This is a genomic window from Acidimicrobiales bacterium (assembly GCA_035316325.1).
Taxonomy (GTDB): Bacteria; Actinomycetota; Acidimicrobiia; order Acidimicrobiales; family VFJN01; genus DASXTK01.
Genome location: DATHJB010000120.1, coordinates 1 through 24851 on the forward strand (window position 1 = coordinate 1; position 24851 = coordinate 24851).

The 24851-nt window shown below is 72.7% G+C and carries 24 protein-coding genes; 12 read left to right on the plus strand and 12 right to left on the minus strand.

Features of this window, described 5'->3' with window-relative positions; genetic code table 11:
• The 4 genes from VK611_15930 to VK611_15945 form a co-directional block, all read right to left on the minus strand.
• Positions 1-441, minus strand: a 441-nt coding sequence (locus tag VK611_15930) for a roadblock/LC7 domain-containing protein (protein ID HMG42821.1), incomplete at its 3' end; no start/stop codon positions are given.
• A complete protein-coding gene (locus tag VK611_15935) occupies positions 438-1742 on the minus strand; it encodes an ATP-binding protein (GenBank protein ID HMG42822.1) in 1305 nt (434 codons plus the stop codon). The genes VK611_15935 and VK611_15930, both read right to left, overlap by 4 nt.
• Positions 1743-1823: 81 nt before the next feature.
• Positions 1824-3551 (minus strand): hypothetical protein, encoded by a 1728-nt coding sequence (locus VK611_15940; GenBank protein HMG42823.1) that lies wholly within the window; start codon positions 3549-3551, stop codon positions 1824-1826.
• A gap of 98 nt (positions 3552-3649) precedes the next feature.
• On the minus strand, positions 3650-4834 hold the full coding sequence (locus tag VK611_15945) for a lipase family protein (GenBank protein ID HMG42824.1): 1185 nt from the start codon (positions 4832-4834) through the stop codon (positions 3650-3652).
• Positions 4835-4908: 74 nt separating this feature from the next.
• On the opposite strand from VK611_15945, the gene VK611_15950 reads away from it, so the two are divergent.
• On the plus strand, positions 4909-5571 hold the full coding sequence (locus VK611_15950) for a TetR family transcriptional regulator C-terminal domain-containing protein (GenBank protein ID HMG42825.1): 663 nt from the start codon (positions 4909-4911) through the stop codon (positions 5569-5571).
• Positions 5572-5582: 11 nt separating this feature from the next.
• The gene (locus VK611_15955; GenBank protein ID HMG42826.1) at positions 5583-6515 is read left to right on the plus strand and encodes a hypothetical protein; all 933 of its coding nucleotides are present in this window, start codon (positions 5583-5585) and stop codon (positions 6513-6515) included.
• 70 nt (positions 6516-6585) lie between these two features.
• Here VK611_15955 and VK611_15960 read toward each other — a convergent pair whose 3' ends face one another.
• On the minus strand, positions 6586-8463 hold the full coding sequence (locus VK611_15960; protein HMG42827.1) for an ABC transporter ATP-binding protein: 1878 nt from the start codon (positions 8461-8463) through the stop codon (positions 6586-6588).
• A 194-nt stretch (positions 8464-8657) separates the two neighbouring features.
• Here VK611_15960 and VK611_15965 point away from each other — a divergent pair, with 194 nt between their 5' ends.
• The 5 genes from VK611_15965 (at position 8658) to VK611_15985 (ending at position 13610) form a co-directional block, all read left to right on the plus strand.
• Entirely contained in the window at positions 8658-9011 is a 354-nt protein-coding gene (locus tag VK611_15965) for a metalloregulator ArsR/SmtB family transcription factor (protein HMG42828.1), read from the plus strand.
• The gene (locus VK611_15970; GenBank protein ID HMG42829.1) at positions 9008-9544 is read left to right on the plus strand and encodes an SRPBCC domain-containing protein; all 537 of its coding nucleotides are present in this window, start codon (positions 9008-9010) and stop codon (positions 9542-9544) included. Before VK611_15965 ends, VK611_15970 begins: the two co-directional genes overlap by 4 nt.
• Before the next feature lie 182 nt (positions 9545-9726).
• Positions 9727-11226: an MFS transporter gene (locus tag VK611_15975; GenBank protein HMG42830.1), complete on the plus strand. Its 1500-nt coding sequence runs from the start codon at positions 9727-9729 to the stop codon at positions 11224-11226.
• Positions 11227-11293: 67 nt separating this feature from the next.
• A complete protein-coding gene (locus VK611_15980; GenBank protein HMG42831.1) occupies positions 11294-12340 on the plus strand; it encodes a sigma-70 family RNA polymerase sigma factor in 1047 nt (348 codons plus the stop codon).
• A 214-nt stretch (positions 12341-12554) separates the two neighbouring features.
• Complete coding sequence (locus tag VK611_15985; protein ID HMG42832.1) at positions 12555-13610, plus strand: hypothetical protein; 1056 nt, start codon at positions 12555-12557, stop codon at positions 13608-13610.
• Between the two features lie 326 nt (positions 13611-13936).
• On the opposite strand, the gene VK611_15990 is transcribed toward VK611_15985, so the two are convergent.
• The gene (locus VK611_15990) at positions 13937-14521 is read right to left on the minus strand and encodes an SLATT domain-containing protein (GenBank protein HMG42833.1); all 585 of its coding nucleotides are present in this window, start codon (positions 14519-14521) and stop codon (positions 13937-13939) included.
• Positions 14522-14535: 14 nt separating this feature from the next.
• Positions 14536-14790: a hypothetical protein gene (locus tag VK611_15995; GenBank protein HMG42834.1), complete on the minus strand. Its 255-nt coding sequence runs from the start codon at positions 14788-14790 to the stop codon at positions 14536-14538.
• Between the two features lie 123 nt (positions 14791-14913).
• Between VK611_15995 and VK611_16000 the strand changes: the two genes are divergently transcribed.
• Positions 14914-15162, plus strand: a complete 249-nt coding sequence (locus tag VK611_16000) for a hypothetical protein (GenBank protein HMG42835.1) — start codon at positions 14914-14916, stop codon at positions 15160-15162.
• Between the two features lie 4 nt (positions 15163-15166).
• Here the strand turns inward: VK611_16000 and VK611_16005 are convergent, their stop codons facing one another.
• From VK611_16005 to VK611_16025, 5 genes are all read right to left on the minus strand, one after another.
• Positions 15167-16852, minus strand: a complete 1686-nt coding sequence (locus VK611_16005) for a PQQ-binding-like beta-propeller repeat protein (GenBank protein HMG42836.1) — start codon at positions 16850-16852, stop codon at positions 15167-15169.
• A 60-nt stretch (positions 16853-16912) separates the two neighbouring features.
• Positions 16913-18172, minus strand: coding sequence for a YibE/F family protein (locus tag VK611_16010; GenBank protein ID HMG42837.1), 1260 nt, complete (start codon positions 18170-18172; stop codon positions 16913-16915).
• A gap of 34 nt (positions 18173-18206) precedes the next feature.
• The gene (locus tag VK611_16015) at positions 18207-18857 is read right to left on the minus strand and encodes a class I SAM-dependent methyltransferase (protein ID HMG42838.1); all 651 of its coding nucleotides are present in this window, start codon (positions 18855-18857) and stop codon (positions 18207-18209) included.
• Positions 18854-20476, minus strand: coding sequence for a DUF2142 domain-containing protein (locus VK611_16020; GenBank protein ID HMG42839.1), 1623 nt, complete (start codon positions 20474-20476; stop codon positions 18854-18856). Before VK611_16020 ends, VK611_16015 begins: the two co-directional genes overlap by 4 nt.
• Positions 20477-20542: 66 nt before the next feature.
• Positions 20543-21868 (minus strand): MFS transporter, encoded by a 1326-nt coding sequence (locus VK611_16025; protein ID HMG42840.1) that lies wholly within the window; start codon positions 21866-21868, stop codon positions 20543-20545.
• A gap of 60 nt (positions 21869-21928) precedes the next feature.
• Here VK611_16025 and VK611_16030 point away from each other — a divergent pair, with 60 nt between their 5' ends.
• The 4 genes from VK611_16030 to VK611_16045 all read left to right on the plus strand — a co-directional run.
• A complete protein-coding gene (locus tag VK611_16030) occupies positions 21929-22396 on the plus strand; it encodes a nuclear transport factor 2 family protein (GenBank protein HMG42841.1) in 468 nt (155 codons plus the stop codon).
• A 121-nt stretch (positions 22397-22517) separates the two neighbouring features.
• Positions 22518-24254 (plus strand): S8 family serine peptidase, encoded by a 1737-nt coding sequence (locus VK611_16035; protein ID HMG42842.1) that lies wholly within the window; start codon positions 22518-22520, stop codon positions 24252-24254.
• A gap of 115 nt (positions 24255-24369) precedes the next feature.
• On the plus strand, positions 24370-24498 hold the full coding sequence (locus tag VK611_16040) for a hypothetical protein (protein HMG42843.1): 129 nt from the start codon (positions 24370-24372) through the stop codon (positions 24496-24498).
• Positions 24488-24851, plus strand: a 364-nt coding sequence (locus tag VK611_16045; GenBank protein ID HMG42844.1) for a M15 family metallopeptidase, incomplete at its 3' end; no start/stop codon positions are given. The genes VK611_16040 and VK611_16045, both read left to right, overlap by 11 nt.

The window sequence follows — 24851 nt, forward strand, 5'->3', positions numbered from 1 at the left end:
CTTGTCCGCTCCGGCGACCCGGTCCTCCAGCGACGTCGTCTGGAGCTCGGCGATCAGATCCGGGGTCAGGAGGCGGCTGACGCGGTCGACCAGCAGGCTCATCTCGTAGCCGATCAGGCCGATGTCGCAGTTCGGCTCGCACAGCACGGCGACCGCCGAGCCGTCGCTCACGCTGGTCACGAACAGGTAGCCGCCCTCCATCTCCACGATCACCTGGATCACCTCACCGGCGTCGAAGCAACGGGCGGCGCCGGCGGTGAGGCCGGTGAGGCCCGAGGTGATGGCCGCCATCTGGTCGGCGCTGTCGCGGGCGACCCGCTCGGACAGGCTGAGCACCAGCCCGTCGGAGCTGACCACCACGGCGCTCGTCGCCCCCGGGATGCGGTCGACGAAGTTGCTCACCAGCCAGCCGAGGCCCTCACCCTGCACATCGTCGGTCACGGGCTCTCCTCCGGGGTCACGACATGGGAACGGTCGGGGGCCAGCGATCCGGCCGTCGCGTCGGCGACCGCCCGTCCGGCCCGCTGGCTGGCCTGGAACCGCGACAGCATCTCCCGCGTCTGCTCCCGGTTCGCCGCCCTGGTGCGGAGCCGTTCGGGTGGCTCCGGGGGCTCGGGCGGAGGCGGCTGCGGCTCCGGAGCCGGTGGTGGCGTCGGCGACGGCCGAGGCCGTCGCGCGAGCCCGGGCGGCGGTGTGACCCGGTGGCCGGCGCCGAGGGTGGCAGCGCCGGCCGGACCGGAACCGGGGCGGGCCCCGACCGCAGGCCCGCCGCGCACCAGGTGGAGGGAGCGGGGTGCGGTCGGCTCGGGTTGGGTGACGAGCGACGCGGGAAGCGTGACGAGGGCGGTGACGCCGCCGCCGGGCGTCGGGGCCAGCTCGACCTCCACGTCGTAGCGCCGGGCCAGCCGGCTGACCACGTGCAGGCCCATGGTGCGGCCCCTCAGGTCGAGCACCAGCGGCTCCGCCAGCACGCGGTTGGCGGCCTGCCGGTGGGCGTCGGCCATGCCGATTCCGGTGTCCTCCACGGCCACGACCACCCCCGGCCGCCCCACGGTCGCGTGGCTGCGCACCATCACCTTGCGGTGGGTCGGGGAGTAGGTGGTGGCGTTCTCGATGAGCTCCGCCAGCAGGTGGGCAACGTCGGCCACGGCCCGTCCCGCCACCTCGACGTGGTCGCCCACCCGCACGTCGACCCGCCGGTAGTCCTCCACCTCGGCGGCCGCGGCCCGCACGACCTCGGCCAGCTGCACCGGCCGCCCCCAGCGCCGCGCCGGATCGTCACCCGACAGCACCAGCAGCGACTCGGCGTTGCGGCGGATGCGGGTGGCAAGGTGGTCGAGCTCGAACAGCTCGGCCAGGGCGTCCGGAGCCTGCTCCTTCTGCTCCAGCTCGCCGATGAGGCCGAGCTGCCGGTCGAGCAGCGACTGGTTGCGCCGGGCCAGGTTCACGAACAGGTCCGACACCGCCCGCTGGCGTTCGTCGGCCTCGGCCGCGACGGTCGTGAGCTGCGCGGTCAGGCGGCCGTTGCGACGCCGCTCGAGTCGCAGCTCCCGCCACAGGACCAGGGCCCCGAGGCAGGCTGCGCCGACGGCCAGGAAGTGCCGCGCCTGCCAGTCGCCGAGGCCCTGCCAGAGGTCGTAGGCCAGCAGTGCCAGCACGGCGACCAGCAGTGGCCCGCTTCCCGCTCCGATGTGAGGTTGTGCCCGCTCCGCCGGACCGCGCACGAGACGACGATCCTTCATGAGCGGATATTGGTAGTCGACCCGCCGGGCCACTGTCCTCAAGTAGACGACAAAAATTTCGGGCGGTGACGCGGAGTGGCGTCAAGGCTGCATGAGGTCGGATGTCGCCATGTTGATCGCCGGGTTCTCGCCGCTGAAGAGGCCCCACTGCGACTCCCAACCCGGCACCTGCCAGAGGTGCGACATCCACAGCGAGTTGCCGCGCAGCTTGAAGGCGCCGACCGTCTCGCAGAGGTCGTCGGGCGTGTGGTCCGGCCCCACCACGAGCACCCCGAGGACGCAGAGCGACGGGTGCTCGTGCCACTCGTCGTTCGCGCCGACGAAGCCGTCGTTCGGACCGGGCTGCGCGCCGAACATGGCGTAGCTCACGCCGACCAGCTCCGACGACGGGCTGTTGCCGTTGTAGAGCAGCATCTCGGGCGCGGCCGGATCGAACGTCCGGTCCTGCAGGTCGAAGTTCATGTAGTGGGCGGCGATGCCCGGTATGTAGGGCGTGACCTGGGTGTACCCGGCGGCCATGGCGTCGGCGGCCGTCGGGTACCGCGGGATCGCGGTGCCGGCGGCGGTGAGCTGGAGCTGCAGGGCCCGCTGGTCGTCGGGGTCGGTGAGCGGCACCCAGGGCTTGGGGCCGTGGCTGTGCCCGTTCTCGGCCTCCAGGGCGTTGTCGACCGACCAGGCGGCGAAGGTGTCGATGCGCTGGTTGCGCTCGGCTTCCGGCAGCTCGGGCAGGGTCGACGAGCGCCGGCGGATCTCGCCCTTCAGGTGGGTCAGAGCCTTGGCGCGGAACTCGGCGATCTTCTCGGGCGTCAGGTGGCCCGTCAGCGCCGCCAGGCGGGTGGCGGCCCAGTCGTCGCCGGGGTCTTCGTGGCCGTGGGTGGTCGTGGTCGTCGAGCCGTGCTGGTGGCCGGTCGTGGTGGTGGTGGTCTCGTGGCCGTGACCGCCGTGGGTGGTGGTCGTCGTCGCGTGGCCGTGGTCACCGTGGGTGGTCGTCGTGGTGCCGTGACCGTGGCCGTCGTCGTCGTCGTGATCGCTGTCGTGGGAGCTGTTGCTGCCGGTGCTGTGGGCGTGGTCGTCGTCCGAGCTGCTGCTGGCGCTGTCGTGCCCGTGGTCGTCGTCGGAACCGCTGCCGCTGTCGCTTTCGCTGTCGTGGCCATGGTCGTCGGAGCTGCCGGAGCCGTCGTCGTGGCCGTGCTCGCCGCCGGCCAGCTCGCCCTCGCCGGTGCCGTGGTCGTGGTCGCCGCCGGCCATGTCGTGGGCGCCGTCGCCGTGGTCGTGCGCACCCTCGCCGTGGGTGTGGCTGCCGGCGAACGACGGGGCGATCGACAGCGACACCAGCACCATCGTCGCCAGCGCGGCGACGGCCGCGAAGCCGAACGTCGGCCGGGCCTTCACGGGCCGGTCGGCCAGCAGGTGCAGCAGGATCGCCAGCGCCCCCAGCACGGCGACGCCCTCCAGGACGGTGGTCAGGGTGTCGGGGAAGCCGACGGGCTCGGCCTCGTCCTCGCCCGGTACCCCGACGGTGCGCGACACGATCCACACGCCGATCACGAACGCGTTGAGCGCGACCGTCGCCGTGAGCCACAGCCGCTCCCGCGGCGCCCGGAACGCCAAGGCCCCCGCCAGCAGCAGCTGCGCCCAGCCGATCACGGCGAAGAACGTGCCGTGGCTGGTGGTGTGGTCGAAGTGTGCGGGCGCGTACGCGAAGTGGACGACGGCGGCCGCGGCCGTCGCGGCGGCGGTGACACCGCGCACGACGTCCACGACACCGAGCCCGGGCGCGCGCCCGGCCGCGAGCCCCTGTTCAGACATCGCTGAACCTCCCCCCGAAGTTACTTCGCAGTAAACAAGGGTCGGGCGGGCGAGGCAAGCGCCGTCTCGCGATTGCAACGAGGTTCGTCAGCGGCCCGTCAGCAGTTGTCGGGTGCGGGGAGGCCCAGGAACCGGGCGCCGAGGAAGCCCACCGCGCCCGGTGCGCCCGACACCGCCAGGATGACGTGCTCGCTGGCGTAGCTGGTGCCGAACTGCACCGTGGCGCCCTGGCTGCACCAGTCGTCCCTCAGCTCGAGCGCCGAGCCGTAGGGGATCAGCTCGTCGAACACCGAGTGGTAGAGGTACACGGGTGCAGTGGGTGCGGCGCCGCCCATCCTGTTCTCGGCGAGGATGGCGGCGACCGTCGGATGGTCGAGCGGGTCGGGCACGTTGGTGAACTCCTCCAGGCGCCGGAACGGGAAGAAGGCCGCCATGGCGGCGTAGCAGAGGTCGCTGATCTGGTCGATCATCTGCTGCCCGGCCTCGTTCATCAGCGGCAGCATCTCCGGGTACTCCCGGCTCATGCCCACCGCGGCACCGAGGAAGAGGCCCGAGAACGGCCCGCCGTCGATGACCTCACCGGCGGCCCTCAGGTCGCTCGGGGTGCCGCCGGCGGCGACGCCCTTGATCTTCAGCTCGGGTGCGTAGGTGGGCGCCAGCTCGGCGGCCCAGCCGGTGGCGAGCGCCCCGCCCGAGTAGCCCATCATGCCCACGGGCGTGCTCGTGCCGCTCAGGCCGGTGCCGGCGAGGCGCTCGGCGGCCCGGATGCCGTCGAGGGTGGCCTGGCCCTCCATGCGGCCGGGCCCGTAGGCGTGGCGCGGGCCCTGGTAGTCGGTGACGACGACGGCCCAGCCCTTGAGCAGGCCCAGCGCCATCAGCGGCAGCTCCTTCTCCAGCCCGACCTGCAGGAGGTACGACGGCTCGCACTCGTCGCCGAGGCTGTCGGTGGCGGGCTGGTACGACAGCAGCGGCCGCTTCCCGAGGTACAGGGTCTGCGGTTCCATCAGCGTGGACACGGTGGCCATCGGGCGGCCCTTGGCGTCGGTCGAGCGGATCAGCATCTGCGTCGAGCGCACGGGCACGGGGACGCCCAGGCCGGTCACGGTCACCCGGCGGGTGCGCAGGATCGTGCCGGGCGTCGTCGTCTCGTAGCCGGCGGGCGGCGTGTAGAACGCATCGACGGCGGGTGGCTGCGGTGCGGCGGACGCCGGCTCGGTCGACCCGAACGTCGAGGCGACGAAGGCGACCAGGAGCAGGAGTGCGATCCTTCGTGTCGTGTGCATGTGCATGGCTCCCCCCGGGGCTCATGTAAGTGGTACAAATGCACCAGATAAGTGGGGCAAACGTACAGGTTCCCGTGAGGTGGGTCAACGAGATGGTCACCGAACCCCGGCAGGAGCGCAGCAGGGCCCGACGTGAGGCGCTGCTGCGCGCCGCCATCGAGCTGCTGTCCGAGGGCGGTGCCCGGGCGCTGACCCACCGGGCCGTGGCGGCGCGGGCGGGCCTGCCGCCGGCGTCGACCACCTACTACTTCGACACCATCCAGCAGCTCACCGACGCCGCCCTGGAGCTGCACGTGTCCGACCGGGTGGCGGAGCTCGACGCCCTGGTCTCCGGGGCGCTGGCGGGGGGCGACACGCCGGAGGAGGTGGGTGGGCTGGTGGCCACGGCGCTGGCCGACCGGGCGGCCGAGGTGATCGTCGCCCAGTTCGAGATCTACCTGGAGGCCGCCCGCAACCCGGCGCTCCGGCCCACCGTCGCCGAGGCGCTCGACGCCTTCGAGCAGTTCGCGGCCCGGGCGCTGAAGTCGCTGGGGGCGCGGGACCCGGAGGGGGTGGCGCCGGCGATCGTCGCCGTGATCGACGGCTTCGCGCTGCACCGGCTGGCCCGTCCCCGGCCCCGGGACGAGGAGGTGGCGTCGGTGCGCGCCGCCATCCGGGCCCTGTTCGTGGCGGCGATCATGTCCGACGCCGAGCTCGACCGGTGGTCCCGGCGTCTGCGGCAGCCGCCCCGCCGCTAGCGTCCGGCGCGATGCGGAGCACGAGGGTCGTGGTGGCAGCGGTGCTGCTGATGGTGGGCTGCAGCGGCGGGGGAGACGACGAGTCGACGCCCACCCCGTCGCCCGAGGCGTCGACGTCCGGTGACGCGGCCGACGCCGCCACCCTGTGCGACGACGTCACGGCCGACGAGGAGGCCGTGACCGTGGCGAGCGCCGCGCTGACCGAGGTGTCGGGCCTGGCCGCCAGCCGGCGCAACGACGGCGTGCTGTGGGCCCACAACGACTCCGGTGGCGAGCCCGCGGCGTATGCCATCGGGCCCGACGGCGCCGACCTGGGTGCTCTGCGGCTCGAGGGCGTCGAGGCCGTCGACTGGGAGGACATGGCGCTCGGCTCGGACGTCCTCTACCTGGGCGACATCGGCGACAACGACAGCGTGCGGGAGAGCGTCGCGGTGTACCGGGTCGCGGAGCCGGAGGTCCCGCCGGCCGGGATCGGTGACATCGCCACCGCGGAGGTCGAGCGGCTCACGCTCACCTACGCCGACGGTCCCCACGACGCCGAGACCCTGCTCGCCGACCCCCTGACCGGCGACCTGTTCGTCGTCACGAAGCAGTGGGACGGCGCCGCCGGGGGCGTCTACCGCATCCCCGCCGACGCCCCGCCCGGCGACACGCCGGTGGTGATGGAGCGGGTCGGCGACGTGCCCGCCATGGAGGGCCAGATGGTGACGGCCGGCGACGTCGCCGCCGACGGCTCAGTGGTCGCCCTCCGCACCTACGCCGGGATCCTGCTCTGGGACCGGGAGGAGGGCCAGACGGTGACGGACGCCCTCCAGGGGGAGCCCTGCGAGGCCCCGACGCCCTTCGAGGTCCAGGGGGAGGCCATCGCCCTCACCCCCGACGGCCGCGGCTACGCCACGGTCCCCGAGGGCGAGTCCCCCCGCCTGAGCCGCTTCCACCTCTGACCCCCCATCCATCCGATCCGAAACTTCGACAGGAATGGTCGCTATGGCGCCATCTGTGTCGAGGTTTCGGTCAGGCCAGCGCCTCTTCCTTGTCGGCGAACTGGGTGCGGTAGAGCTTGGCGTAGCGGCCGTCGGCGGCGAGCAGGTCCTCGTGGGTGCCGCGCTCGACGATCTGGCCGGCCTCGACCACCAGGATCGTGTCGGCGGCCCGGATGGTCGACAGGCGGTGGGCGATCACCAGCGCAGTCCGCCCCGACAGCGCCTCGGCCAGGGCGGCCTGCACCGCCGCCTCCGACGCCGAGTCGAGGTGCGCGGTCGCCTCGTCGAGCACCACCACCCGCGGCCGGGCCAGCAGCACCCGGGCGATCGTCAGCCGCTGCCGCTCGCCGCCGGAGAACCGGTAGCCCCGCTCGCCGACCACGGTGTCGAGCCCGTCCGGCAGCCCGACCACCAGGTCGGCCAGCTGCGCCCGGGTCAGGACGTCCCACAGCTCGTCGTCGGTCGCCTCCGGGCGGGCCAGGCGCAGGTTGGCGGCCACCGTCTCGTGGAACAGGTGCCCGTCCTGGGTGACCATGCCGAGCGTGTCGCGGATCGACTCGAACGTCAGGTCGCGCACGTCGACCCCGGCGAGCCGCACCGTGCCCGCATCGACGTCGTACAGGCGGGCCGCCAGCGACGCCAGCGTCGACTTGCCGGCTCCCGACGACCCCACCAGCGCCACCAGCTGCCCCGGCTCGGCCCGGAACGACACGCCGTGGAGGATCTCTTCGCCGCCACGGGTGTCGAGCGTCGCCACCTCCTCCAGCGAGGCGAGCGACACCTTGTCGGCCGCCGGGTAGGCGAAGTGGACGTCGTCGAACTCGACCGACACGGGCCCGTCGGGCACGTCGAGGGCGCCCGGCTTCTCGGCGATGAGCGGCTGCAGGTCGAGCACCTCGAACACCCGCTCGAAGCTCACCAGCGCCGTCATGACCTCCACCCGGGCGCTGGCCAGGCCGACCAGCGGTGAGTACAGCCGGGTGAGCAGCAGCGCCAGGGTGACGACGGCACCGGTCTCCATCTCGCCGCGCAGGGCCAGCCAGCCGCCGAGTCCGTAGACCAGCGCCAGGGCCAGCGCCGAGACGAGCGTGAGGGCGGTGATGAACACCCACTCGGCCATGGCGGAGCGGACGCCGATGTCGCGCACCCGCTCGGCCCGCGAGGTGAACTCGGCGGCCTCCCGCTGCGGGCGTCCGAACAGCTTCACCAGGGTCGCCCCCGGGGCCGAGAAGCGCTCGGTCATCTGGGTGGTCATCGCGGAGTTGTGGTCGGCGGCCTCGCGGGTCATGGCGGCGAGGCGCTTGCCCATGCGGCGGGCGGGCAGCACGAACACCGGCAGCAGCACCAGCGCCAGCAGCGTCACCTGCCACGAGATGCCCGCCATCACGGCGAACGTGAGCATCAGAGCCACGGCGTTGCTGACCACACCGGACAGCGTGTCGCTGAAGGCCCGCTGAGCGCCGATGACGTCGTTGTCGAGCCGGCTGACCAGGGCGCCCGTGCGGGTGCGGGTGAAGAACGCGACCGGCATCTTCTGCACGTGCGTGAACACCGAGCGGCGCAGGTCGAGGATGATCCCCTCGCCGATGCGGGACGACAGCCAGCGGTTCAGCAGGCTGAAGCCGGCCTCGGCCACGGCGATGACGGCGATCACGACGGCCAGCCGCACCAGCTCGCCGCTGTCGCCCTGCCGCTCGATGACGTCGATCACCTCGCCGGCCAGCAGGGGAGTGGCGACCGCGAGCACCGCCCCGACCACGCTCACCCCGACGAAGACGAGCAGCTCACGGTGGTGCGGCTTGGCGAAGGCGACGATGCGCCGGAGGGTGTTGCGCGAGAACCGGCGGCCCTCCTGCTGGTGCATGGCGTGGTAGAGCGTGTTCCACGCGGCGTATTCCATGCTGCTCATGCGAGATCGCCCTCTTGTTCCTACTGGGAATACTGGCTGGGGTCAGCCTACGGATCGCGGGCGGCGCTGCCGTCAGCCTTTCGTCCCGTTGTGCCTAGGCCCTGCGACTGAGACTCCCCGTCGCTCCCGAACTCATCGGTCGGCCGGTGCGGACTCTTGACATGTGACCTTTTGGTCACATATTGTCTCCGGTGATGACCAGTGAGAACGGCAGCGATGCCGACGCCGACGAGCTGCACGGGGTGTTCCGTGCCCTGGCCGACCCGACGCGCCGCTACCTGCTCGACCTGCTCTTCGCCCGCGACGGTCGCACGCTCACCGAGCTGGAGAGCGAGCTGCCCGAGATGTCGCGCTTCGGGGTGATGAAGCACCTCAAGGTGCTGGAGAAGGCGGGGCTGGTCGTCACGCAACGGTCGGGTCGGGAGAAGTTGCACTTCCTGAACCCGGTCCCGATCCGGCTGATCCACGACCGGTGGATCGACAAGTACACGGAGCGTCGGGTCACGGCGCTCTCCGACCTGAAGAAGCAACTGGAGGACCCCCAATGACCACCACCGCCACCACCACCCAGGTGTACCGGGTCTACGTCAAGGCACAGGCCGACAAGATCTGGCAGGCGCTCACCGACCCCGAGTGGACCAACCGCTACGGCTACACGGGCTACGCCCACTACGACCTGAAGCCGGGAGGGAAGTACGAGGTCGAGGCCAACGCCGAGTTCAAGGCTGCCGCCGAGGCCCAGGGCTTCCCCTGCCCGGACATCGTCGTCGACGGCGAGGTGCTCGAGGCCGACCCGCCCCACAAGCTGGTCACCACCTGGCGCCTCCTGATGGACCCCGGCATCCAGGCCGAGGGCTTCAGCCGCATCACCTACGAGATCAAGCCGCTCCCGGACGGTTCGGCGTGCTCGCTCACCGTCACCCACGACGACCTCGAAGGGATGCCGCTGACGGCCGCCATGGTGGCGGGCGCCGGCGAGGAGTCGGGCGCCGGCGGCGGCCACGCCTGGATCCTCAGCGACCTCAAGTCGCTCCTGGAGACCGGCTCGCCGCTGGCCGGCACCGGGACGGCCGCCAACTGACGGCGGCGGTCGGTTCGTCCAGTCCCCCGGGGCCTGCCGTGGTGTCGTTCAGCCGCCGCGGCAGGCCCGGACGAGCCTCCGGCCCCCGGGGTTCTGTGCACCGGAGCGCACGGAAGCCGTGCGGTGGGGTGCACAGAACCGGCCCGCGATGAGTTTTGGGCGGGCGTCGCGTCGTATGCGGCATGAACGTGACGAAGCTCGTGCGGCGGGGGGTCGTCCTCGCCCTGGTGTGTGGGGCCCAGTTCATGGTGGTGCTCGACATCGCCATCGTGAACGTGGCGCTGCCGTCGATCCAGGAGGACCTCGACGTCGTGCCGTCCGACCTCCAGTGGGTGGTGATCACCTACGGCCTGACGCTCGGCGGCCTCCTGCTGCTGGGCGGGCGGGCCTCCGACCTGCTCGGGCGGCGCAACGTCCTCGTCGCCGGCCTGGGCCTCTTCACCGCCGCCTCCCTCGCCGCCGGCCTGGCCGACAGCCTCGGCCTCCTGGTGACGGCGAGGGCCGTGCAGGGCGTGGGCGGGGCGCTCACCGCTCCGGCCGCCCTGTCGATCCTCGCCTCGACGTTCGCCGAGGGGGCCGAGCGGAACAAGGCGCTCGGCATCTTCGGTGCGGTCGGCGGCAGCGCCGCGTCGGTGGGGGTGATCCTCAGCGGCGCCCTCACCAGCGGTCCCGGCTGGCCGTGGATCTTCCTGGTGAACGTGCCGATCGGCATCGTGCTGGTGGGCCTGGTGCTGCGCTTCGTGCCCGACAGCCCGCCCGCCGAGGACCGCCGCGGCTTCGACCTGCCCGGCGCCGTCGCCGTCACCGGGGGGTTGATGGCGATCGTCTACGCCATCAACAAGAGCGTCGACAACGGCTGGACGTCGGGCTCCACCCTCGGCTTCCTCGGCGGGGGCGCCGCCCTGCTGGCGCTGTTCCTGCTGATCGAGAGCCGCACCGCCTCGCCACTGCTGCCGCTGTCGATGTTCCGCCGCCGCACGCTCAACGCCGCCAACCTCGTCGCCGTCCTGGCCTTCGGGTCGTTCTTCGCCACCATCTTCCAGGCGTCGCTGTTCATGCAGCAGGTGCTGCGCTACTCGGCCATGCGCACCGGCGTCGCCTACCTGGCGATCGCGGCGACGGCGTTCGTGGTGGCCGGGGCGGTCGCCGCCCGGGTGGTCGACAGGCGGGGCGCTTCGACGGCCCTCGTCGTCGGCCAGCTCAGCAGCGCCGCCGGCCTGCTGCTCCTCAGCCGGGTCCCGGCCGACGCCGACTACTGGGCCGACGTGTTCCCCGGGTTCTTCCTCATCGGCATCGGCATCGGCTTCTCGGGGATGGCGGCCCAGGTGGCGGCGTTCATCGGGGTGGAGGAGCGGGTGGCCGGCCTCGCCGGTGGCATGGTCGAGACGGCCCGGGAGGTGGGCGGCGCCCTCGGCATCGCCGTCGTCGGCACGGTGGCGCTGGCCCGCTCGGAGGACGTCCTCGCCACCCTCGGCGCCCGGGCCTCCGACCCCGCCGGCCAGGCGCTCGCCCTCACCGAGGGCTTCCAGCGGGGCACGCTGCTGATGGCGGCGCTCAGCGTCGCCGGCGCCGTCGTCGCCGCCCTGGCCCTGCGTCCCGCCGAGCGTCGGGCCGCCGCCGAGGCCACCGCTGCGTCCGCCGATGGCACCACCGTCGCGGAGCCGACCCCGGTGACGGTGTGACCGCCTCGCCGTGCCCGCCGAGGAATATCCCGTCGACGGCGGCGGGTTGACCCGAAGGATGTCCCCCGTGACCGATCTCGTGACCCCGTCGACCCCCGAGGCGGAGGACACCGGCGATCTCGACCGGCTGCTGGAGCGGCACCGGCGCGAGCTGACCGGCTACTGCTACCGGATGCTGGGCGGCGCCGGCGATGCCGAGGACGCCGTCCAGGAGACCATGCTGCGGGCCTGGCGGGGTTTCGGCAGCTTCGAGGGCCGCTCCGCCGTGCGGTCGTGGCTCTACCGGATCGCCACCAACGTGTGCCTGGAGATGCTGCGGAGCCGCCAGCGCCGGGCGCTGCCCATGGACCTGGCGGCACCGATGCAGTCCGGGTTCCAGCTCGGGCCGCGCCTGCCGGAGTCGACCTTCGTGCAGCCGATGCCCGACGGCCAGGTGCTCTCCGGCGACGACGACCCGGCCGCGCGGGCGGTGGGCCGGGAGTCGGTGCGGCTGGCGTTCGTCGCCGCGCTCCAGCACCTGTCGCCCCGGCAGCGGGCCGTGCTGATCCTGCGCGACGTGCTGCGCTGGAAGGCCAGCGAGGTGGCGCAGCTGCTCGACGCCACCGTCGTGTCGGTGAACAGCGCCCTCCAGCGGGGCCGGGCGTCGCTCGCCGCGATCGACCGCGACTCGCCACCGGCGCCGCACCTGGCCGACACCGACGACCCCCAGACGAAGGCGTTCCTGGAGCGCTACGTCGACGCCTTCGAGCGCTTCGACATCGACCTGCTCGTCCGGATCCTCCACGAGGACGTGACGCTGGCGATGCCGCCGTTCGACCTCTGGATCCAGGGTCGCCCGGCGGTGCTGGACTGGGCGGTGACGGCCCCGGGCCTGTGCCGGAACGGCCGCTTCGTGCCCGTGGGGACGGCCAACGGCGCGCCCGCCTTCGGTCTGTACCACTCACGCGACGACGGCCGGTTCGACCTGTTCGGCATCCACGTCGTGGAGATCGTTGACGGTCGGGCGCGGTCGATCCAGGCGCACCTCGACCCGTCGCTCGGCCGGTTGTTCGACCTGCCCCCCGTCCTCGGCCTCGCCGAGATCGACACCCGGGTGGCCGCCAGCCGCTCCTAGAGGTACTGGCCGATGGCGACGTCGGGCTCGGGCCGGGAGTGCCCATGTGTCGAGCGCCCGGTGGGCTCGACCGGCGGGTCTCGTTCGCCGCGACCCTCTGACCTGCACGAGTCTCGGCCGTGCGTTTCCGCGTTGTTACCGCCGCGTAGGGCAAGAGCAACGCGGCGTAACATCTCGGGCACTGGGGAAGCTGGGAAGGCTGGAGGCACGGTCGATGAGTGACGCGCGCGCCACAGGGACGTGGCTGGTCGCCGACGAGACGAAGGAGCCGCCGACGGAGTCGGCGGTCGAGCCGAAGCAGAAGAAGGCGCCGATCCCGGGGTTCTACGCCGGGACGGCGAAGGAGGTCATCCCGCCGCCGCGCAGCCGCCGCAGGCCAGTGCTGCTCCTGGCGATCGGGCTGGTCGGAGCCGCGGCCGCCGGGGCCGTCGGGGCGGTGGTGCTGGGCGGCGGCGACGAGGACCAGACGGCCAACGCCACCACCACGGCCCCGTCGACGACCGCGGCGGGCGCGGCGTCCGAGTCCGACTCCGAGTCCGACGCGGCGTCCGAGTCCGAGTCCGCCCCGGAGTCGACCGCGCCGGCCGCCGAGACGGCACCGCCGGCGCCGTCCACGTCCGCCGCCGCCGGCGGGGCGGTCGCCACCGACGTGGTCGAGGTCGGCGAACCCGGCTGGTACGTGAGCGACGACCAGCGGTTCGGGTCCTACGGGTTCGCGGTGGAGAACACCAGCGACCGGGTGCTGGGGTCGTTCGTCGTGCGGGTGAAGGCCTACGACCGCTCCGGCCGGGTCATCTCCGGCAGCGAGGCCTGGAAGCACGTGATCGGCACGATGCAGCCGTACCAGGAGGTCGTGGTGGCCGACGAGCTGCACAACGAGGCGATGGCCGCCGACGGCATCAGCCGCCTGGACGTGGAGGTGGCCGAGCTGTCGGAGCAGTCCGAGCTGTCCGACGACGCGACGTTCGCCGGGCGCCCGAACGGGCCCGTCCCCGACGGCACGGTGGCGGTGGGCGACGTCGAGCGCTCGGAGAGCCTCGTCCGCACCCGGGTGACCTACCGGGCGGCGTCGAGCTACGACGTGCCGCTCGACGCCGACGCCTACCTGGTGCTCCGCGACGCCGAGGGCACCGTGATCGGCGGGGCGAGCAGCTTCGTCGACCTCCCGGCCCAGGGCACGGTGGCCGGCGACTTCGACGTCCGCAACGAGATCATCTCCCCGGACACCGCCTCGATCGAGGTCCACGTGGTCCCCCGCATACCGCTGTAACCCGCTGCCCCGCGACCGGGCGCCGCTCCTAGTGTGCGGCCCGGGGCGGCGAGCCGCTGCTCCGCTCGGTGCTCGAACCGCTCGGCTACACCGTCGAGGCGCAGGCGATCCCGCTCGACCCGGCCTTCCCCGACTGGGGCGACAGCCGCTACGTCGACGTCCGCCTGACCGCCACCCTGCGCCACGACCGGCGGTCGAGTTCGCCCTCGGCGTCGAGGCCCTGGAGCGCTTCGTCGCCCACGAGCCCCTCCACCGCACCCACGAGTGCGTGTTCGGGGTCCTCGCGCTGGAGACCGAGCCCGTCGACCCCCGGCTCTAGGAGCCTCCTAGTTTGAGCGGGCCAGGGCGCGGAGCTCGGAGACGTTCGCCTGGAACTCCTCGGCCCAGTTGAGGGTCTCCTGGCGGAGCTCCTCGGCGAAGCCGGAGGCGGCCTGGGCCAGGGTCTCCAGCAGGTCGGCGGCCTCCTCGGCGGTGGGCGGGCGCCCGCCCCGGGCCAGGAGCGTGGAGGACCACTGGAACCGGAGCTTCTGCAGGCGCTCCTGGATGGCCAGCTCGGCCGCGATGTAGCGCATCCACCCGGACGAGAAGCCGAAGAACCGGTCCATCGCCATCGCACCGGCGGCCACCGCGAGCATGAAGTAGCCCCACTCGAAGCCGGTGCTGCCGTCGCGCACGACGAACGGGAGGGCGGCACCGCCGGTGGCGGCGACGATCGCCAGGATCCGCAGGGCCCGGGAGCACAGCGCCTTCCAGGTCTTCTCCCGCAGGTACCACTCGATCGCCCGCACCGCCTCGCCCTCCACCCAGCGGTACACCGTGTCGAGCGAACCCTCCAGATCCGCCGGTCCCCAGCTCACCTCCGGAAACGTCACCGGATGCAGATCGTTCTCTTTGCCGCCCACCTTCGTCACCCTAGGCGGCGTGGTCAGCGGTTGATGATGAGCCAGGCGAGGACGGTCATCGGGATCTCGGTGGGGACGTTGTCGACCCGGTAGGCGACTCGGGGGGCCATCACGGAGGCCTCGGGGATGCCCTCGGCGCGGGCTTCGGCGAACAGCTCGCGGATGACGTCGCTCGGCGATTGGGGGTCGGCGCCCGCCCGGGCCCAGCGCGGCGGCGAGTCGGACGTGACGTCGATGCTCGTGGTGATGCCGCCGAGAGTGATGTCGAGGCTCTTCACGGGGGCCGGCCCTCCGACGCATAGGCTCAGGGGCCGATACCACCCCCTGCGTTCGAGAACGAGTATCCCATGCCGATGACCAGCAGTCCGTGGGCAACGGTGATTCCTGGCGAGGAATACCGCTTGTTCGCCCGCGGCGACAAGTGGGACGGGTGGGTGCTGCGACGGCCGGGCGGCGAGGCCGGCGGCAGCTGGTCGCTGGAGGGCCCGGGGTTCGACGGCTTCGGCCTCGGCACCGTGAGCCTCAGCGTGGCGCACTGGCGGGCCTTCGGCATGGTGGTCGAGTTCCTCACCACCCGTGACGCCGACCCGATGAAGACGATCGTCCTCGAGGACGTCGCCCGGGTCGCCGAGGCCACCGGGAGCGACTGAGGCCCTAACCGTCCGAGCCGTCCGACAGCACCGAGCGCTGGTAGTCGACGACGGCCTGGATCTCCTCCTCGGTGAGGGTGCCGTTCCAGCCGGGCATCGCGCCGCGGCCCTCCTCGACGATCTCGAGGTGGTCCTCCAGCGACAGGCGGTCGGCGACGCGCTCCAGCGCCGGGCCGCTGCCCCCGCCGCCGTCGCCGCCGTGGCAGCTGGCGCAGCGCTCCTGGTAGATCTCCTCGCCCGACGCAGCCGACTCGCCCTCGCCGTCCGACGGCGTGGGTGATCCGGCCTCGCCCCCGAGGCGGAAGGCGATCAGGCCGCCCTGGGCATCCTCAGGTGGCGAGCTGAACCACCAGCCCCAGCCGGCGTACACCGTGCCGTCGACCACCGAGATGCCGCCCGCGGCCTGCGCCGGCACCGGGTGCGACCACAGCACCGCACCGTCGGCGGCGTCGTAGCCGACGACCGCACCCGTGTCGTTGGCCAGGTACACCACGCCGTTGGCCCAGGTCACCGGCCCCGACACGTGCCCCTTCACGTCGATCCGCCAGCGCTCGTCGCCGGTCGCCACGTCGAGCGCCACCAGGTCGGCGTCCTGGCTGGCCCGGTTGGAGGCGACGTAGGCCACGTCCTCGGCCACCGCCGCCGACGCCAGCGCCCCACCCTGCAGCCCGCCCTCGGTGAGCTTCGTCTCCCACAGCACCTCACCCGTGTCCCGCGCCAGGGCGTGGTAGACGCCCGCCTTGTCGACGGCCCCCACGGCGTCGACGTCGCCGACCCGGAACAGGTTGGGCGGCGAGCCGACGTCGGCGTCGGTGCCGACCGGGTTGGCGACCGTCCACACGTCGCCCACGGTGAACTGGGTGACCCACAGCTCCTCGCCGGTCGCCAGGTCGAGGGCGACGATGGCGTCGCTGCGGGTCGACGGCTGGGGCCCGTAGCCGTTGCCGGTGGGCACGTAGACCTCGCCCCGCTCGGTGTCGACGGCGACGGTGGCCCACACGGACACGCCGGCGACGTCGACCTCCTCCTCGCCGACGGTCCAGTAGCGCCACACCTCCTCGCCGGTGTCGGCGTCGAGCGCCACCACGTGCCCCCGGAACGTGGGAGCAGGGTTCGAGGTCATCAGCTCGAAGCTGGCGACGCCGACGATCACCCGACCGTCGACCGACAGCGGCGACCCGAAGATGGCGGCCTGCTCGTGGTCGCCGACCGGCATGGTCCACAGCTCCTCGCCGGTCTCCCGGTCGAGCGCGACGACCCGGGCGTCGAACGTGCCCACGAACACCCGCGAGTCGTCGAGGGCCACGGAGCCGCCGATGTAGAAGGAGTCGACGTCGGTCGCCCACCGCTCCTCGCCCGACTCGGCGTCGAGCGCCCGCACGTGGCCGGTCCAGTCGCCCACGTAGACCACGCCGTCGGCCACCAGCGGCGTGCCGGTGAGGCCCTTGATGTCGTCGCGCTCCCAGCTCGGGGCCAGCTCGGCCACGTCGTCGGCGCCGACCTCGGTCTCCTCGACGGCGGCCCGGGAGTTGCCGAGGTCGAGCCCGAGGTGCACCCAGTCGGCAGCACCGGACGGCGGCTCGGCCCCCACGGACGACGACGAGTCGCCGTCGTCGTCGCTGCACGACGACACCGCCAGCAGCAGCGTGACGAGCATGGCGAAGGCGGCGGCGCGCGGTCTGTCGATCATCGTTACTACCCCCCGCCGTCACTCTTGCACACCGCGTGCAGCCGCGGGCGGAAGGCGGGGCTACCACCCGCCGTCGGACGGCGCCGCCCGGGGATCGAAGGGGTCCAGGGGGTAGGGCTCCCGGTCCTCGGCGGCGGCCCGGGTGACCACCCAGCTGGCCAACGCCGTCGTCAACGGCACCGAGGCGACGAGGCCGATCGAGCCCACCAGGGTCTGCACAACCTCGACGGCCACGGTCTCGGTGGCCAGCACGTCGCCCAGGGCCAGGCCCGACTGGGTGAACAGCAACAGGAGCGGCAGCGCTGCCGCCGTGTACGCCAGCACCAGGGTGTTCACGGTGGAGGCGATGTGGTCGCGGCCGATGCGGATGCCCCGGGCGTAGAGCTGGCGGGCGTTGGCCGAGCGGTCGCTGTGGTGCAGCTCCCACACGGCGGACACCTGCGTGATGGTCACGTCGTCGAGCACGCCCAGGGTGCCGATGATCACCGCCGCCAGCAGCAGGCCCCGGAAGTCGAGGCCCGGGGCGAAGTTGAGCAGCACGACCGACTCCTCGGACGCCAGCCCGCTCAGCTGGGCCATCGAGGCGAAGATCGCCGCCAGCCCGGCGGTGAGCAGCAGGCTCGCCATCGTGCCCAGCAACGCCACCGTCGTGCGCTCGTTGACGCCGTGGGCCAGGTACAGGGTGGCGAAGGCGATGATCGACGCCCCCGTCAGTGCCACCCCCAGCGGCGACACGCCGTGGAGCAGCGCCGGGAAGACGTAGGCCAGCAGCACGCCCAGGCTGACCACGATCCCGAACAGCGCCAGCAGGCCCCTCAACCGGCCGAGAGCCACCACGGCCACGGCGAACAGCGCGGCCAGGATCCACAGGCTGGTGCCGCGCTGGACGTCGGCGAACGCGTAGCGCGACTCGTCGGGGATGTCGGAGCCGGCGTCGTCGAGCACGATGTCGTCGCCCACCTCCAGCTGCGACGCCGGCGTGTTGTCGTCCACCTCGAACTCCAGCGCCGTCGTGGCGCCCTTCTCGTCGCCCTCGGTGATCTCGATGGTGGTGGCGTTGCAGTCGACCGCGGGATCGTGCGTGCACGGGCCGATCCGGGCGTCGACGACCGTGGCGTCGACCCGGTTGGCGAACCCCAGCTGCTCGGGGTTCACCTGCTCCTCGCCCCGGGGCCACCAGATGGCCAGCCCCACCAGCGTGGCGACGGCCAGCACCCCGACGATGCCCATCAGCAGGGTGCGCACGGGTGCCCCGGCCAGCTCCTCCCAACCGTCCGAGTCGTCGGGCGGACCGTGGTGATGGTGGTGGACGTGGCTCACAGGTCGACCAGTCTGGTCGAGGGACAGGCCCGGCCTACGGCTTGCGCGCCCGCACCAGGTAGTGGGCGTAGGGCGTGAGCCGGTGGTCCGTGCGCTCGATCCGCTCGGGGACGAGGCCGGCGCCGGCGAACAGCTCGGCCGTCTCGTCGGGGGTGCGGCAGAAGATCGGCTCCGGCCCGGCGACGATCCGGTCGTGCAGCCGGTTCCACTCGTGCTTCCAGCGCGGCCGCACGTCGAGGTCCTTCACGATGCACACGCCGCCCGGCTTGAGGCAGGCGGCGATGGCCTGCGCCAGCGGCTTGTGGCTCTCCGGGTCGAAGTGGTGGAGGGCGTCGCACACCAGCACGGCGTCGTACACCGCCGGCTCGTCGATCCCGGTGGCGTCCCCCTGTCGCAGGGTCACGCGGGGGCTGCGCTCCTGGGTGGAGCGGATCAGCTCGATGCGCCGCGGGTCGAGGTCGACGCCCTCGATCTGCAGGCGGGGGTTGATCTCGGCCAGGTAGCGCTCCACGATCCCGACCCCGCTGCCCAGCGACAGGAGCCGCCCCTCCAGCGGGAGGGCCTCCTCGGTGAGCGGGCCGAGAGGCGCGACCACGAGCCGGGCCGCGACGAAGGCCCTCGTCACCGGCGATGTGCCGCGGTAGGTGGCGAACGCACGCCACACCGACCCCAGATCAGTGCTCATCCACCCTTCCCAGCCGAGAGGATGGCAGGACGGTAGTCGACGGCGTCGTCGTCGGGCGGTGCCGCTGCGGGTTCCGGCGCCGGGTCGGCCGAGCGCCACAGCAGCCGCGCCAGCAGCGTCACCGCGGCGGTGAACGCCACCAGCAGCAGGGCCGGCGGCAGCGGGGGCGACCAGACGGGGTCGAACAGGAAGCTCACCGGGTTGGCGGGACCGTCGTGGCCCACCGTGTAGTGGCGCAGGGCGTAGGCGAAGGCCCACACGTGGCCGATCACGAACACCCCCAGCACCACCGCCGTCGCCGGCCGCAGGAGCGACGATCGCCGCGCGCCGTCACCCCCGTCACCCTCACCGTCGTCGCCCGACCGGATGCCGGCCGGGGCCAGCAGCAGGGCGCCGACGATGCAGGGCAGCACGTAGCGGCCCTGCCACCAGAAGCCGGTCTGCGGCACCCCGAAGCCCTCGCCGGCGATCGGGATGGCAAGTCCGGCGACCACCAGGCCGACCGCCAGCCGCGCGTGGCGGCGGCTGCCCAGCGCCACGGCGACGGCCAGCACCACCGCGGCCGCCGCGCCCCAGGCCCAGTGCAGCGCCATGGGCGGGATCACGTCGGTGGAACCGAGCTCGGCGATCATCCCCTGCACCCACACCGGCACGCGCCCCCACGCGGTCGCGAGCCCCGTGGGCTCGGTGGGCGGCAGCGGGAACGCCTCGTGGATGTGCACCAGCCAGGCGCCGGTGACCGCGGTGGCGGCGGCGACACCCCCGAGCCACGCCCGCACGTCGGTCCGCCCCAGCAGCTCCGGCACCCGACCCGGCCGGGCCACCAGCAGCAGCACCAGCAACGTCAGCGCCGCGAACCCGGGCGAGAGGCCCCGCGTGAGCACCAGCACCGTGGCGGCGGCGCCCACGCGGTGCACCAGCCGGCCGTCCGGGACCCCGGGACCGGCGACGAGGGCGAGGCCGGCGGCCCACAGGCACAGCGACGCGGCGATCTCGAGGCCGGCGGCGTTCTGGGTGCTCGCCAGGTGCAGGACCATCGGCGACAGCGCCACGAGCCCGCCCAGCAGCACCGGCAACCGGGTGCGCGCCGCCAGCCGCAGCGGCGACACGAAGGCCGACGCCAGCAGCGCCGCGCACAGCCCCAGCCCCACCAACCGCATGCCCAGCAGGCCGACCTCGTTCACCGCCAGGAGCGTCGGCAGCCCCGTGAGCAGGTAGAGGAACGGCTGGCCCCGGTACTCGTAGGTGGTGGCGGTGACCTCCTCGCTCGCGGAGGTCAGCTCGGGGCAGTCGTTCGTGCGGGGTCGGGGTTCGACGTCGACGAGCTGCTCCCGGGGCACGCCCTTGTAACAGGCGGCGATCTGCTCGGCCACGGCGAACGACGCCGGCACCTCCACCTCGACCATCACGTTGCCCCACCAGGCCTCGCCGTCGACGGTCTCCGGCAGGGCCTCGCCGGTCCACTGGCCGCGGGCCACGGCGGCGGCGCGGATGGCGTTGGCGGCCTCGTCCGGCCCGGTCATCGCCGGGAGCGCGAGCGCCCAGGCGCTGCCGGCCAGCACCAGCAGCCCGACGATGCGCCACCACAGCCGGCGTTCGACGGTCGGCCCCACCCCCATCGGGGCGGCAGTCTTGCAGACGACTGGTCGGAGCGCCCGGTCCGCTCGGCCGGCGCAGCCGGCTTCTCAGCCCGCGACGGGTAGGCGGTCGGCGGCCTCGCGCTCGGCCTCGGCGATCGACCCGTTGCTGACGATCGGTGCCATCAGCAGCGCCGCCACCAGCAGGCCGACGCCACCCACCAGGAACGGCGCCCGCAGGCCGAACTGGTCGGCGAGCAGGCCGCCGGCCAGCGCCCCGAGCGGGATCGCGCCCCAGCCGATGAACCGGTAGGTGCTGTTGACCCGGCCGAGGATCTCGTCGGGGATGATCGCCTGGCGCAGCGACACGGTGATCACGTTCCACACGATGGTGGCGAAGCCGACGGCCACGCCGATCGCGCCCACCACCCAGGGCGACGACGACAGCCCGGTGGCGATCTGGCCGAGGCCGAACACCACCAGCGCCGCGGTGAGCGCCCCGCCGGGGCCGTAGCGGTCGATCAGCCGCTCGCTGACCATGCTGGCGATCACGCTGCCCACCGCGAAGCTGGTGAGCAGCAGGCCGTAGCCGGTCTCGCCCAGGCCCAGCACGTCCTGCGCGAACAGCACCATCACCGCCATGGCGGCCTCGTACAGCAGGTTGGTGGCGCCGAGCGCCAGCGCCAGCGTGCGCAGCAACCGGTGCTGCCACAGCCAGCGGAGGCCCTCGGCGATGTCGCTGCAGATCTGCCGGATGGTGGAGGGACCGTCGGCCGAGCGGTCCGGGCCCGCGTCGACGACAGCCTGGGCCCGCTCGGTGCGGTACATCCCGGGGATGAGCGCCACCAGCACGGCGGCCGCCACGAACGACCCGGCGTCGAACAGGAACGGCGCCGCCGCCAACGCCGCGAACAGGAACCCGCCGAGGGGCGGGCCGGCGAACTGGTTGGTGACGATCTGGGCGCCGAACAGCCGCCCGTTGGCCTTGGCCAGGTCCCTGCGCTCCACCAGCGACGGCAGGATCGCCTGGGAGGCGTTGTCGAACAGGGTCTCGGCGGTGCCGAGCAGGAACGCGGCGACGAACAGGAGCGGCAGGCCGGCCCGGTCGGTGGCCACCAGCAGGGCGAGGGCGCCGACGACGCCGGCGCGGAACAGGTCGACGCGCCACATCACGTGCCGCCGGTCCCAGCGGTCGACCAGGGCGCCCGACACCAGCGAGAACAGCAGCCAGGGCGCGAACTGGGCGAAGTGGAGCAGCGCGACGAGGAACGGGTCGCGGGTGAGGGTGGTGGCGAGCAGCGGCAGCGCCGTCACGGCGACGCCGTCGCCGAGGTTGGAGATGGTGCTGGCGGTCCACAAACGCTGATAGCGGCCGCCCAACCGTGAACCCGCCACGCCGGCGCCGCTGCCGCCGGACCTGTCGTCGGGCTGCATCACGGCGGGCCACACCCTAGAGGCCGTGGCGCCGCGGCCACCGATGGTAAGCAGAGCCGGATGAACACGACGACCGACCCGACCGCTCCGGTCGAGGTGGTGGAGGCGCTGTGGTCGGCGGTCTACGACCGCGACTGGGCCCGGCTGGCCGCCTTCCTCACCGACGACTCCGTCTACTACGACGTCCCCACCGGTCCGACGACGGCGGCCCGGGGCCCCGACGGCATCGTCGCCCGGCTGCGGCTCGGCCTCGACGAGCTGGTGGGCTACACGCACCAGCCGGGGTCGGTCGCGGCGACGGGCGACACGGTGATGGTCGAGCACGCCGAGACGTGGACGTGGGCGACGGGGGAGACGGTGACGTTGCCGTTCGTCACCGTGCACCGCGTGGCCGAGGGCAAGGTCCTCCTCTGGAAGGACTACTGGGACTACGAGACCCTCCGCCGGGGTGCGCCGGCCGACTGGGAGGAGCGGCTGCTGGCAGCCGACGTGTCAGGCTGGCTCTACGACGCCACCGGCATCGCATGACCCGCGGAGGCCGGAAACCCGCCAGTATGCGCACGATTTCAGCGGCGGGCCACGCGATTCGCCTACGTTTGCTGCCGATGGCTGGGGCTAGCGGCAGGCACCAAGAGGATTGGGGTTCTAGATGACCAAACATCGCACGTTCTACGCGTCCGCGCTCGTCGTCGCAGCGCTGGCGGCGTCCACCTTCGTCGCGAGCTCGGCACCGGCGTCGCCGGCCGCGCCCGCGACGCCACGTCAGCCATCGGGCGCGACGCAGGAGTACGTGGTGGCGTTCGCCGACGGGGCCGACGCCGCCACCGCGGCGGTCGAGGCCGCCGGCGGCACGGTCGTCGACGTGAACGAGGACATCGGTGTCGCCCTGGTGGAGACCCGAGCGGCCGACTTCGCCGGCGACGTGAACGCCTCCGGCGGCGTGGTGGGCGTGGCCCGCAACCACTCGGTGGGCACCAGCCGACCGGGCATGCCGCACCGCTACGTCGAGGAGCGGCCCAGCGCGGCCGAGCGCTCGTCCCGCCACTCCCGCGGCCAGACGCGCCACGAGCGGGGCGGACGCGGCGGCAGCGACGAGCCGCTGGCCGACCTCCAGTGGAACATGGACCAGATCGGCGCCGATGCGGCCCACCAGAAGGCCACCGGCAAGGGCGTCGACGTCGGCATCATCGACACCGGCATCGATGCGTCGCACCCGGACATCGCCCCGAACTTCGACTCGCGGCGGTCGCGCAACTTCACCATGGACATCCCGGCGGCCGACGGTCCGTGTGAGGTGCCCACGTGCATCGACCCGGCCAACGTCGACGACGGCGGGCACGGCACGCACGTGGCCGGCATCGTCGGTGCCGACGACAACCGCTTCGGTGTCGGCGGCGTCGCCCCGGACGTGAACCTGGTGAACCTGCGCGCCGGCCAGGACTCGGGCTTCTTCTTCCTGTACGAGACGGTGGCGGCGCTCACCGAGGCCGGGAACCTGGGCCTCGACGTCGTGAACATGAGCTTCTACACCGACCCGTGGCTGTGGAACTGCGCCTCCCGCGACGACTACATCTCGGGCGACGTGACCGACGCGGAGATCGCCGAGCAGGCGCTCACCCGCCAGCTGGTCTTCGCCGCCACGGAGTACGCCCACGACAAGGGCGTCACGCTCATCGCCGCCGCCGGCAACTCGCACTTCGACCTGTCGGCCGCCGAGCGTCCCGACGCCACCAGCCCCGACTTCCCGATCGACGAGAACGGCGACCCGACCAACGCCCGCGAGCGCGTCGTGACGAACAACTGCCTCGACCTGCCCAGCGAGGCACCGCACGTGATCAGCGTGTCGGCCACGGGCCCGTCGACCACCAAGGCCGACTTCTCGAACTACGGCTCGCCCGAGACCGAGGTCGCGGCGCCGGGTGGTTGGTTCCGTGACTTCGTCGGTACGCCGAACTTCTCGGTGTCCGCGAACGAGGTGCTGTCGTCGTACCCGCTGCACGTCGCGATCGCGGAGGGTCTGGCCGACGAGAACGGCGTCCCGACCGACGACCTCTCGGTGCAGTACTGCAACCGCCGCGGGACGTGCGGCTTCTACACCTACCTGCAGGGCACGTCGATGGCGTCGCCCCATGCCGTGGGCGTGGCGGCGCTGATCGTCGACGAGTTCGGCCGCTCGGGTCGCAACGGCAAGTCGCTGAACCCCGACACGGTGCGGAACATCCTCCTGCGCACGGCCACGGACCACGCGTGCCCGGCCGGCGGTGTGGAGATCTACACCGACGAGGGCCGTCCCGCCGAGTTCAACGCCCCCTGCTCGGGCACCACGGCCAACAACGGCCTCTACGGCGAGGGCATCGTCAACGCCGCCCGGGCGGTCCGGCGGTAGTCGCGAGGTAGTCGCGAGGTCATCGATTAACCCTGAGTTTCCAGGGTTTTCTCTTACATCCGGACGGGACGGACGCTACGTTCGTCCCGTTTGGATGTTTGGGAGAACCTTTCACATGCCTGAGAACGATCCGGACTCGACCTGGCACATCGAGCCGTACGACCCGGACACGGACGATCCGCCGACGCCGCAGGAGCACGACTGCATCGGCGAGCACGACGGAGCCACCGACGATGGCACATAGCAGCTGGGGCCAGGGCTGGCCGAACTGCAACCGGACCAACATCATCACGGTGGTCCGCCGCGACGGCCTCCGCCTCCCGATCCACCGCGAGCTGGCCCCCCTCGCCACGCTCCTGATGGACATCACCGAGGCCCTCGGCTACGACATCCGCCCCGACTGGACATGGGGTTACAGCTGTCGAGCCGTGGCGGGGACGAACGTCCCGAGCGCGTACAGCTGGGGGACGGCGGTCGACATCAACGCGCCCGTGAACCCCCGGAAGCGGCCGCTGACCACGAACATCCCGCGGAACGTGCGCGACATGTGGAAGGGCAACGGGTTCCGCTGGGGCGGCGACTTCGTCACCTCGGTGC